The organism is bacterium (assembly GCA_026416715.1).
Lineage (GTDB): Bacteria > UBP4 > UBA4092 > JAOAEQ01 > JAOAEQ01 > JAOAEQ01.
On record JAOAEQ010000007.1, the window covers coordinates 1 to 12009 of the forward strand.

Consider the following 12009-nt stretch of genomic DNA (forward strand, 5'->3'; position numbering starts at 1 on the left):
ATGTGTATAAGAGACAGTCCTGGGGCTGAAGTAGGTCCCAAGGGTTGGGCTGTTCGCCCATTAAAGCGGCACGCGAGCTGGGTTCAGAACGTCGTGAGACAGTTCGGTCCCTATCCGTCGCGGGCGTAGGAAATTTGAGAGGAGCTGTCCTTAGTACGAGAGGACCGGGATGGACGAACCTCTGGTGCACCAGTTGTCGCGCCAGCGGCACAGCTGGGTAGCCATGTTCGGATGGGATAAGCGCTGAAGGCATCTAAGCATGAAGCTGCTCCCAAGATAAATTCTCCCGTGTTCTGGTGGCAACATCAGAACCCTGAAGACGACTCGAAGACTACGAGTTTGATAGGCGGAATGTGTAAGTAGAGTAATCTACTGAGCTTATCCGTACTAATCCGTCGTGCGGCTTGACCATATTATTTGCTCTGGCTTCAATAACGAATGAAACGAAATCCATTTTCCCGGTGACTATAGCGAAGGGGAAACACCCGTTCCCATCCCGAACACGGAAGTTAAGCCCTTCAGCGCCGATGGTAGTGCGTGGGAGACTGCGCGTGAGAGTAGGCCGTTGCCGGGATTTTATTGATCAACGCCATTAGAAATTATGCTAATGGCGTTTTTTATTTATCTTTTCGGCTGTGGAACTCGGTTTTCATCTAATATTTCTAAAAATGATGCACCCTTAACTTGGTTTCATTATTCGTCAATTACTATTGTGGCTAAATTCTATGTCTTTGTGATATACTAATAAAAATATACAATGGAATGAGGTATGATGAATAAGCCTTTTAATAGATTATGATCAATCCATTGACTTCTTTTATCACCGGAGAAATATAATGAAGAGAATCTTATTCCTGATATTAGGTATAAGTTTTGTAGTATTGTTTATTCCTAGTTATGCTCAAGAATTTATGATACAATCCACCCAAACAGATGGTGCGGTTATCCAAACGCATTCTATCCATGGTGAACACTATGATATGACTAAAGGACTCAAAATCGAATTAGAACCAGAAATTCAGGAAGCTTTAAAACAACCGAGACCAGAATTTGTTCCGCCAATAGTGAGTGCCGGTGCTCCAAGTACGGATACGAATTGTATTGTCTTCGGATATCAGCAGGTCGATGGTTATGAATATCATTATCGCTGGCATGCGTTAACTCATATCGGATATACATTTATTGATTTTGATTCAACTGGAAATATCAATTTAACTTCATGGGATAATCGTCCAACAGCATTTAAATCTGGTGGTGCAGCGCAGCTCAACGGTGTAAAAGTAGTAATGGTGGTGCGTAATAAAAATTTTGATGATGATACGACACTACCTATTGTAATGCAGAATTCAACATTACGCCGAACTCTGATTAACAATATTATGGCGGAAGTTACCACTGATTCCTATTGTGCTGGGGTTAGTCTTGATTTAGAATTTAGTTGGAATACAACGACAAGAAATGGGATAACCCAGTTTATTAAAGACCTCTACACAGCATTAAAATCGGTGAATCCACCGAAAGAGTTGAGTGTTTATACGCATGCGATTTATAGTTCTACTTATTGGGATATTCCTGCAATAAAAGATTATATAGATTATATGCTATATAGTTGTTACGATTGGGGTTCAGGGTTAACCGCACATGCAATTTCTGATTGCGATAATTTTGTACCCCAAGTGAATAATTATCTTGATGCTGGATTACCTGCTGATAAGTGTGTTCTAGTTATTTCACTATATGGTCGAGATTGGACAGGAACCAATGTATATAATGGTACCGGAACGAGCGCAACTTCAATTGGGTTTTCAGATGGATTATATGATACCACATTAGAGCCGACTTATGGCGGACCATACATCAATAATTATCGACGCGGTGATGAAGTAGCTTGGTATACTTATACGAGCAGTACCACGCATTGTGTTACTTGGGATGATATGGAATCGTTAGAATATAAAATTCGCCTAACGAAAAGTTGGCAAGATTCTAGTGGAATTCATAATGGAAAACGTCTACGTGGAGTAGGGTTTTGGTCATTATACTGGTTATGTGAAGGGACATCGTATGACCCGATAACAAAATCGGTTGTCTCTCGAACAAGAACGTATGGTCAACCATATCAACTCTGTGAGGAAATTTTTACGCCACCAGGTGAACGAAACTATTTATTTGAAAAATTTGAAGCGCAGAATGGTTTGGTAGATTTAGATTTACGATGGCGTGACCCGAACGAATCGCCGGATACTATCGGTGATACTGATAGCGATTCCGCCCGTGCTATTGCAGCTGCTCCAGCAGGAACAGGTAAACCAGCTAATTCGGATAAAGCAATGCAAGTAACCTTTGATTTTGAAAATGCTTCCGGTAACAAACTATTTTTCCGACATGAGATACTCAATGATGGGTCTGATACTACGGTAACAGATATCAATTCGGCTAAAGCATATACGGATAGAAACTCTAAATTTCGTGCGTATCTTTATATACCCAGCGTATATTCTGGTCGGTCAGTTGCAATGATTCTGATGGATAACCAGCGTGAATTAGAAAAATCAAATCCGATTTCACTCACCACAGTTGGTTGGCAATTAATGGAATGGGATTTAACCGACCCGACACAGATTCATGCTTATAATACTAATGAACCAGCGTTTATTGACGGGGACGGAATTCTTGATTCATCTACTACTGGTACAAAAGATATCGCGTTTATCGGATTCCTGATAGAAGGAGGCGGTGCAGGTTCTGGTTCAGTTTATTTTGATGAATTGTCTTATCTCCATACGAATCCTAGTGGAAAGAACTATGTAATCAACGAATTCCGATATGCCAATCCTGCACAAGAGTTTATTGAAATTTATGGACCAGCAGGTCCATTTCCGAACGGAATGCAACTTCGCATTTTCGAACGAACCCAAGGTGCGGTTACTGCATCGTTTAATTTAACCGGATATTCAATTCCCGATGATGGTGCTGGATACGGTTATTTCGTCATTGGTGATCCTGGTACACCTAATGTCGATTATACATCCGGATTTAGCACCTCCGTAGATAACATTCCAAATGATGACCCAACCGGACTCCAGCTTTACAATGTGGCTAATGGTTGTGTATATGATTCAGTCGTATATGAAGCGTTTGGTGGTCTGGATGATTTAATTCGAAAGCAAACACTCGGGGTTACACAGAATGGATATCCGTGGTTAGGTGAAATTGCTACTGGAACTAATAGTTTAGGTAGTACTTATACTATGGGTCGGTATCCTGATGGGAAAGATACTTACATCAATGGAAACGATTTTTCCGTTATGCCGGCAACACCGGGTGCTCCAAATGGTAACTCGGTTCCATTAGGTAGCAATTATGATTTTTCATCGGCACCATTTTCGTTATATCAAACTTACGATACAATTCATTTAACCAATCCGACTTCAGCTGGATTACCAGCATCGCCAAGTGGCGGCAATGCATATCGTTGCGTTGATACTGCTGGCGGAGGGGTAATAGGATTCATCGGCGATGCCGCTCTTGGACAAAATAGTACCGGATATACTGTTACCGGGGAAATCTATATTCCTGCATCAACGGCAACAACGCAGGCGATAGCGGTCGGAATTTGTGGAAGACAAGGTAGCACTTTCTTTACTAGCGATACCTATGATGATTATAGCGGATATGAAACCGGGTATTGGTTAATTTATGAGAACCGCAATGGGGTGGGATTGAACGATGGACGACCTGACCATCCAGGAATATTTGAATTTGTTTATGCAACCAATGACAATATGGATACCGAAAAGGTGGTGCTGTTAGGTTCGTTGAGTCGAGCATCAACTGGTGCACCTGATGGCGGCTGGACAACATTTGCGTTATCAATCAATCCAGCAAGTAATCAACTTATTGCAAAAATAAATAATATTTCTATTTACACCGGGGCAATCCCTGCTGGAGGACCGATTTCCGGAGCATTCCAAATCGGGTTTCGCGAAAATCATGCTGGGAACCCAACGTCATCGGAAGGAACTTGGATAGATAATGTTACTATCAGCGCTATTTCAGCAGCACCGAGTTTGCGCATTCTGCCGACAACCATGAGTTTCACGACTCAACAAGGCACTTCTAATCCCGCGACGAAACCGCTCCAGATATTTAATGATGGTTCACCAAGTTTCACTTGGTCAGCGAGTTGGAATCGATCGTGGTTATATATCAGTTCAACTTCTGGGATTGTAAATGCTTACGCAGTACAAACAGTCCAAATTGGGGTAACCCTGGGCAGTTTAACTTATGGGAACTATACTGGCCAGGTTATTATCACAGCCTCGGGAGCGTTGTATAGCCCGCAGACTGTAACAGTAATTTTTGTAGTTACTCCGCCGCAAGCGAGTTTGCGAATTCTGCCAACTTCAATGAGCTTTACCACATCACAAGGTGGTTCTGATCCAGCACCGAAAACGATTCAGATATTTAATGACGGTTCGCCAAGTTTCACTTGGTCAGCAACAACAAATGCGACGTGGTTATATATCAATCCTACTTCAGGCTCAGTAGATGCATTCGGTGTACAAACTGCTCAAGTAGGTGTTAAAGTTGGGGCATTAACCCAAGATATATATAATGGTCAAATTACTATTACCGCTAATGGTGCATTAAATAGTCCGCAGTATTTACCAGTAACTTTTGTGGTTACTCCGGCAGCAACAGAAGTCAATCGATTCTGGTGGCTATTTGAGTAAAAGATAACGTTATCTGCTCAGATTTCTCTCTAATAAGAACTTATTTTCCATGTACCATAGGAACAAAGAGTACCGGGATAATACCTTTTCGTACAACTGTACCTTTTCGTTTCTCGACTAAATAAAGCATCTGGTTTGGAATTTCTCCAACCGGGATAACCATTCGTCCGCCATCTTTTAATTGATCAACCAACGCTTTTGGGATATCTTCAGGTGCACAGGTGACAATAATCGCATCAAACGGTGCGTATTCTTTCCATCCCTGATATCCGTCTCCACATTTTACTTTAACGGAAGTATATCCAAGTTCGGTCAACCGTTTCGCTGCAGTAGTTGCTAATGACGGTAAGATTTCAATAGTGTAAACATTTTTCGTTATTTCAGCTAATACTGCTGCTTGATATCCTGAGCCGGTACCAATTTCGAGTACTTTTTCTTGTGGCTTTAATTTCAGTGATTCTGTCATCAACGCAACGATATATGGTTGGGAAATAGTTTGTCCTTCTCCAATTGGAAGAGGATAATCATTATAAGCTTCGGCGCGATATTTTTCAGGAACGAAAAGATGTCGAGGAACTTTTCGCATGACTGCAAGAACAGTTGTATCCTGGATTCCACGTGCGATAAGCTGCTGTTGAACCATTTGTTCCCGTAATTTAGGATAATCAATCTTGCCTGTAGATTGTTTTTCTTGTCCGCAGGATTGACAATAAAAAATGACACAGATTGTTGTTAATAAAATAGGATATCTATTCATTGGATTTAAAAAATGTTAAACATATACTATTCCTTTTGTAAATAGTTAATTTCATTTTAGCATAGAATTATTTATTGAAAAATAATAAAATCGTTCAAAGATAATGCGAGAAAATTCTGAGAAATAAAAATTGGTATAAATTTTGCATTTTATAAAAGAAAAAAATCTTAATTTCCCTATTGAAAAAAAAGGTATTAGATAGTATACTTTATTCAGCCAATTAATTTAAATATAGTTTGAAATGAAAGGGGGGATAACGATGAAGTTGCGTTTAAGTTTTTTAATGGCAGCAATTTTACTGTTTGGAATATTCGCTCAGGTTTTTGCTCAGGAAGGACAACCACCATATCCACCTCCAGCTGGAAAAGTTTGGGTTTGGGAACCCGCGCATTGGGAACCAAAAGTAGCATGGCATCCAGGAGTACCACCACCTCCACCAGGTCCACCACCAGCGCCTCCTAAATTAAGAAGGTATTGGAAATGGGTTCCTGGGAAATGGGTATTGCGACCAGCGCCTCCCGAAGGACCGTTTGAATGGAAACCAGGATATTGGGATCCGGTATTAAAAAAGTGGATTAAAGGAGCTTGGGTTAAAATAACAATCGTTCCTGAAGGGAAAGTTTGGGTACCGGGATTTTGGGATCCAGTAAAAAAGATTTGGGTTCCTGGTCATTGGGAAGTTAGAATAGTTACACCACCGCCACCACCGCCTGGCGTTAAGCCACCTCCTCCGGAACCGATTCCACCGAAACCGGCATTTGCTCCTAAACCAGGATATCATTGGGAATGGGATCCAGTAATCAAGAGATGGGTGCAACGGCGGAATTAAATAAATTTTTAATAGCCAAATATATTCAAGAGAGTAACGTCAATAAATATGTAGCGTTACTCTCTTTTTTATTCACGTAGTGAGTTATAATAAAGTTGGTTTCCATACACAAATAATATACAATAAATGGTTCATATCATTTTTCAACCAAATAATAAAAAAATTAAAGTAGCTAAACATACCAAACTAATTCAAGCTGCTGAACTGGCAGGCGTATATTTAGATACTCCCTGTGGTGGTCATGGGAGCTGCGGGAAATGTCGAGTCCATATTTTGCCCATCGATTATAATGATGCACCGATTGGGAAGGAATATTTTACAGAACAAGAATGGCAGGAAGGTTGGCGGCTAGCATGTCAGGTGTTTGTTAATCGCGATATTGAAGTTTTTATACCCGAACCGATTCGGGAATTACAACATAAAATATTACATACCGGGCTAGAAATTAATATTGTACCGGACCCAAATATTAAAAAATATTTTCTTATTTTAGACCCACCGAATCTCGCTCATCAAAAATCAGATTGGGAAATTCTATCGGAAAAGTTAGAGAATGCAACTTTGTCTTTTCAGCAGGATAGAACCATTTTATCAAAAATATCTCGGGTAATGCGGGAATCGAATTATCGAATAACAGTCACCTTAACCGCAGATGGAAAACTCATTGATATCGAACCGGGAAATACTGTGAACCATTGTTATGGAATAGCATTTGATATCGGAACGACCACTGTTGTTGGAACCTTACTTGACTTGACTACCGGAAAAGAACTAGCAGTATCAGCTGAAATGAATGCGCAATCTATTTTCGGCGCAGATGTTGTTTCCCGTATCCAGTTTGCAATACAGGAAGTGAACGGAACTAATCAGCTTCATCATAAAATCGTTGATGTGGTTAATCATATCATTCAGACACTATGTAAACAAGCCAAAATTAATCGAAATCATATCTATGAATTGACTGTGGTTGGCAATACTACCATGCAGCATTTATTTTTAAATCTTTCTCCAGCGACATTAGGTACTTTACCCTATGTTCCGATATTTAAGTTTGGATTCGAAGTTTCAGCATCAGAGTTACGTATAAGATCGGTCAATCCGCGAGCAACTGTCTATATTTTACCAAATATTGCAGGATTTGTTGGAGCGGATACAGTAGGAGTTATTCTCGCAACAGATAGTCATAATTCGACAAAAACAAGGTTAATCATTGATTTGGGGACGAATAGTGAAATTGTTTTAGGGAATAAAAATGAACTATTATGTTGTTCAGCAGCTGCAGGTCCTGCATTTGAAGCTGCCCATATTGAACAAGGAATGCGTGCTGCAAGCGGAGCTATTGACCATGTTTGGATTGAAAATGGAGATATTCGGATTAGCACCATTGAAAACCAGCCGCCGTGCGGAATTTGTGGGACTGGGATTATTGACGCGGTTGCAATCATGGTTAATCTTGGGATCATTGATGCTAGCGGACGGATTATTGGTAGAAATGAACTTAGAAAAAATATCAGTGAACGAATTAAAAACCGCATTATCGAAGAGAAAAAAGGAAATAAATTTGTTATCTGTACAACCAAGAATATCTATTTAACACAACAAGATATCCGTGAGGTTCAGCTAGCGAAAAGTGCAATTGCGACCGGTATCGAAATCTTAAAAAAGCAGCTTAATATCGGTGATGACCAAATTGATGAAGTGCTTCTCGCTGGCGCATTTGGTCATTATATTCTTCCGGAAAGTGTGCTCGCGATTGGATTGATTCCGAAATCATTATCTAAAAAGATTATCTCAATAGGGAATGCCGCAAGTTGCGGAGCGAAACTCGCGCTATTATCGTTAGCTAAAAGAAGAGAAACGCTTGAAATAGCTAAAAAAACCCGCCATTTTGAACTTGCGTTACATCCGGAATTCGAATCTCGATTCGCTGATTCGCTATCTTTTCCTGCTTAATCTTCTTCATTTTGGACTAACATTTATTCGTCAACTGGATAACCCTTGCTCATTGATTTATACTGTATTTCGACCGAACAAGATATGAACTCGTTCGGTCTAACTCCAGTATATAACCATAACTAACCATAGCTTAGTCAAGTCTTCAATTTGAATAACACTATGGAAAAAACATGTATTGAGTGAGAGCGTTTCATAATCTCAACTCTTAAGCATTTACTATTGAATTGAGCTATGGGTCTTAGCGTTTGACATTATTTGATATTACGAGATAATAATATTTGACAAAAATACTCATGTATTATAGAATTGAATATGAAATTCAAAATCAAATAACAATAGTTAGGTTTTACTGGAGGATATCTGATGAAACATAACCCTAATGTAAAAGCGCTGTTCATCAGTCATTTAGGAAATCAGCAGTTGAAAAAAACTAAACAGCGAGAAATTATATTGAATGCATTTTTAAAACGAGAACAGCATATCACCGCTGAAGAACTATATTTGCAGCTGAAGCCGAAGCATCCGAGTATTGGTTATAGTACTGTCTATCGAACCTTAAAACTTTTAACTGATGCAGGATTAGCGCGAGAAATAAGTTTTAGCGACGGGATTACCCGGTTCGAACATCACTATGCACATCCGCATCATGACCATCTAATTTGTTTATCCTGTGGGAAATCAGTTGAGTTCGTTAATTCCGATATTGAATCGTTGCAAGAACTAATCGTTCGAGAACATGAATTTCAAGCAGAAAACCATAAATTGGAAATCTACGGCTACTGTAAACAATGTCAAATATCAACAAAATCCAAAAAAACAGTAAATGTCAAGACGCAAAAACCAAAAAAGCTCAGCTCGCGTGGCTAGCTTTAATTTAATAAATATTTAATATTTAACCGTATAGGTTATGTTCCATCATCAGCAATCAATAGCAATTAACGATTTGTTACCGTCGGTTGTTCTGGTTGGAAATCCGAATGTCGGTAAAAGTGTTATCTTTCGGCATTTAACTGGGAAATATGTTACAGTATCAAATTATCCGGGGACCACGGTTGAAATTTCTGATGGCATAGGAAAATTTGGAGGAGAGAAATATCGGATTATTGATACTCCAGGAATAAATAGTCTAATTCCGGAATCGGAAGACGAACGCGTTACTCGAAATATTTTGTTATCCCGTCCGGACATATATATTGTACAGGTTGGAGATAGCAAGAATCTGCAACGAACTCTAATCTTAACATTCCAATTACTGGAGTTAGGACTTCCTTTGGTGTTGGTCCTCAATATGGCCGATGAAGCGAAAGAACGTGGAATTCAGATAAATGTTGCTGCGATTTCAACAAAACTCCAAATACCAGTTGTAGAAACGGTTGCGATTACCGCTGAGGGAATTAATGACCTAAAATCAACGATATCAAATTTAAAATATAACCAAAGCACTCAACCTATAAGGGGGAATAGTAAATTTACTGTAAACTACGGTGAAAAGATTGAATCTGCGCTAAAAAAAATTCAATTATTGCTACCACCGACAGTTCAAAATAAACGCGGTATCGCAATTATGTTGTTAAGCGGAGATGATACCATTTTAGAAAATAACCCTTCGATTATTTGCTTAACTGAAGCGCAACAAGTTGAACTCCAAACTATTATTCATGAGATGCAGGAATCATTTACAAGACCTTTGTCCATCATAATAACTGAAAAACAGTCTAGCGTTGCAGAGGAGTTAGTCAATCAGGTAGCTAAATTTGTTAAACTAAAACGCACCGCTATTCGAGAAGCATTAAATCGATTAACACTACATCCGTTTTGGGGAACTGGAATCGGTATCATGATTTTATATCTGATGTATCAATTTGTTGGTAAACTAGCTGCAGGCGTTGGAGTGGACTTTTTGCATAACACAGTATTCAACAAATATCTAAATCCATTTATATCGCAAGTAGTTTATCACAACATTCCGAGTTCGTTTATTCAGCGATTGTTAGTGGGCGAATACGGATTAGTTACTATGGCGTTAACCTATGCGTTTGCCATAATATTTCCGATTGTAACCGCATTTTTTATTTTTTTTGGGTTCCTAGAAGATTCCGGTTATTTACCGCGATTAGCTGTTATGAGCCAGCGAATCCTGCGTCGTATAGGTCTCCATGGTAAAGCTGTGCTTCCACTAGTTTTAGGGCTCGGCTGTGGAACAATGGCAGTATTAACTACACGAATTTTAGATACCAAAAAAGAACGGCTGCTTGCGATAATTCTATTAGGATTAGCGATACCGTGTTCCGCTCAACTTGGTGTGATATTAGCAATGTTAAGTGCTCTATCCTGGCAGGCAATGCTAGTTTGGTTGAGTTCAATTCTTGTTTCTCTATTAATCGTGGGCGCTGTTGCTGAGAAATTTATTCCCGGCAAACGAAGTAATTTTTTGATCGAACTACCGCCATTACGATTACCTCAATTCAAAAATATTTTTTTGAAGACTGGGACGAGAATTCTATGGTACATAAAAGAAGCAGTTCCATTATTTATCCTAGGTACACTAATCTTATTTTTCTTAGATACGATTCAGGTATTACGTTGGTTCGAACAGCTTACATCCCCAATTGTTGTTGGATTTCTCGAATTGCCGAAAAAAGTTACCCAAATATTTTTCATTGGATTTCTTCGGCGGGATTATGGCGCTGCCGGATTATTAATTATGGCGCAGCAAGGTCTGTTATCTAACCGGCAGATAGTAGTCAGTGCCGTTGCGATAACCTTATTTATTCCCTGTATTGCGCAGGTTTTCGTGACCATCAAAGAGCAGGGAATCAAGTGGGGGATGATAATATTTTGCAGTGTTATATTGTATGCAATTATTTTTAGCGGTTTATTAAATAGTATCTTAAAATCAATTGGATTTTAAAGAACGAGGAGAGAATCGTTATATGGATAATAAATTGGTCGAAGAAGCATTAAGCATAATTTGGGAACAATTTGAATTGGTTAAATTGCATCCGGAAAAACATCCCGATCAATTTGTTCCTATTTCAAAACAGATCAGTGAAGATGTAATTCGCTACATGGAACACGATGGTCTAATAAAAAAAAGTGGCACCAATATCCAGTTAACTCCGATGGGAATTCAACAAGCAATAAGTATTATTCGGCGACAGCGATTAGCTGAACGGTTACTTGTAGATATTTTAGAACGTCCAAAAACAGAGGTAGATTCAGATGCTTGTGAGTTTGAACATATAATTTCGCTCGAAGTAGAACAAAGCATCTGCACCTTGCTCGGTCATCCACAAGAATGTCCCCATGGTAGTCAGATTCCGATGGGTGATTGTTGTCGTCGCGCAGAAGTTCAAATAACCAGTATCATCGTTCCGTTATCGCGGTTGAGTACGGGTGAATCTGGACGAGTTGCTTATGTATTAACTCAAAATCATCCCGAAATTCATCGGTTATTAACGGTAGGAATAGTTCCAGGCAGTAAAGTTAGGCTCCATCAAACGTATCCCGCCTACGTCATTCAAGTTGGAGAAATGCAATTAGCAATGGAACAGGAAATTGCTGAACATATTTATGTCCGCAGAACAGGTAAATAAAATTTAGAATCTAGAGATAAAAGTCAAAAGAAACATAAAACAAGAAAGGGAAGCCATGGTTTAGCCAATCTTATGTAGCGGCAGGCAGTGATTGGATGGTTAGATAATTTGTGCCTCTGCGTTTTTGTTTTTATG

At 39.3% G+C, this 12009-nt stretch carries 7 protein-coding genes and 2 rRNA genes; 8 read left to right on the forward strand and 1 reads right to left on the reverse strand.

What is annotated here, in order from left to right:
- The 3 genes from N3A72_04050 to N3A72_04060 form a co-directional block, all read left to right on the forward strand.
- Positions 1-412: ribosomal RNA gene (locus tag N3A72_04050) — 23S ribosomal RNA — on the forward strand; the annotation flags it as partial.
- Positions 413-457: 45 nt separating this feature from the next.
- Positions 458-574: ribosomal RNA gene (gene rrf, locus N3A72_04055) — 5S ribosomal RNA — on the forward strand.
- A gap of 262 nt (positions 575-836) precedes the next feature.
- Positions 837-4736, forward strand: a complete 3900-nt coding sequence (locus tag N3A72_04060; GenBank protein MCX7918783.1) for a glycosyl hydrolase family 18 protein — start codon at positions 837-839, stop codon at positions 4734-4736.
- 40 nt (positions 4737-4776) lie between these two features.
- Here N3A72_04060 and N3A72_04065 read toward each other — a convergent pair whose 3' ends face one another.
- On the reverse strand, positions 4777-5379 hold the full coding sequence (locus tag N3A72_04065) for a protein-L-isoaspartate(D-aspartate) O-methyltransferase (protein MCX7918784.1): 603 nt from the start codon (positions 5377-5379) through the stop codon (positions 4777-4779).
- A gap of 373 nt (positions 5380-5752) precedes the next feature.
- Here N3A72_04065 and N3A72_04070 point away from each other — a divergent pair, with 373 nt between their 5' ends.
- The 5 genes from N3A72_04070 to N3A72_04090 all read left to right on the forward strand — a co-directional run bounded on the left by N3A72_04070 (position 5753) and on the right by N3A72_04090 (position 11874).
- Positions 5753-6322: a hypothetical protein gene (locus N3A72_04070; GenBank protein ID MCX7918785.1), complete on the forward strand. Its 570-nt coding sequence runs from the start codon at positions 5753-5755 to the stop codon at positions 6320-6322.
- Positions 6323-6448: 126 nt separating this feature from the next.
- Positions 6449-8275, forward strand: a complete 1827-nt coding sequence (locus tag N3A72_04075; protein MCX7918786.1) for an ASKHA domain-containing protein — start codon at positions 6449-6451, stop codon at positions 8273-8275.
- 366 nt (positions 8276-8641) lie between these two features.
- On the forward strand, positions 8642-9145 hold the full coding sequence (locus N3A72_04080) for a transcriptional repressor (GenBank protein ID MCX7918787.1): 504 nt from the start codon (positions 8642-8644) through the stop codon (positions 9143-9145).
- 40 nt (positions 9146-9185) lie between these two features.
- Positions 9186-11189, forward strand: a complete 2004-nt coding sequence (feoB, locus tag N3A72_04085; GenBank protein ID MCX7918788.1) for a ferrous iron transport protein B — start codon at positions 9186-9188, stop codon at positions 11187-11189.
- Positions 11190-11211: 22 nt separating this feature from the next.
- Positions 11212-11874 (forward strand): metal-dependent transcriptional regulator, encoded by a 663-nt coding sequence (locus N3A72_04090; protein MCX7918789.1) that lies wholly within the window; start codon positions 11212-11214, stop codon positions 11872-11874.
- The last annotated feature ends 135 nt before the right edge of the window (positions 11875-12009 follow it).

Coding starts and splice junctions, on each gene's coding strand:
- N3A72_04060 (MCX7918783.1), top strand. CDS start 837: ATGAAGAGAATCTTATTCCTGATATTAGGTATAAGTTTTGTAGTATTG.
- N3A72_04065 (MCX7918784.1), bottom strand. CDS start 5,379: ATGGTTCAACAGCAGCTTATCGCACGTGGAATCCAGGATACAACTGTT.
- N3A72_04070 (MCX7918785.1), top strand. CDS start 5,753: ATGAAGTTGCGTTTAAGTTTTTTAATGGCAGCAATTTTACTGTTTGGA.
- N3A72_04075 (MCX7918786.1), top strand. CDS start 6,449: ATGGTTCATATCATTTTTCAACCAAATAATAAAAAAATTAAAGTAGCT.
- N3A72_04080 (MCX7918787.1), top strand. CDS start 8,642: ATGAAACATAACCCTAATGTAAAAGCGCTGTTCATCAGTCATTTAGGA.
- feoB (MCX7918788.1), top strand. CDS start 9,186: ATGTTCCATCATCAGCAATCAATAGCAATTAACGATTTGTTACCGTCG.
- N3A72_04090 (MCX7918789.1), top strand. CDS start 11,212: ATGGATAATAAATTGGTCGAAGAAGCATTAAGCATAATTTGGGAACAA.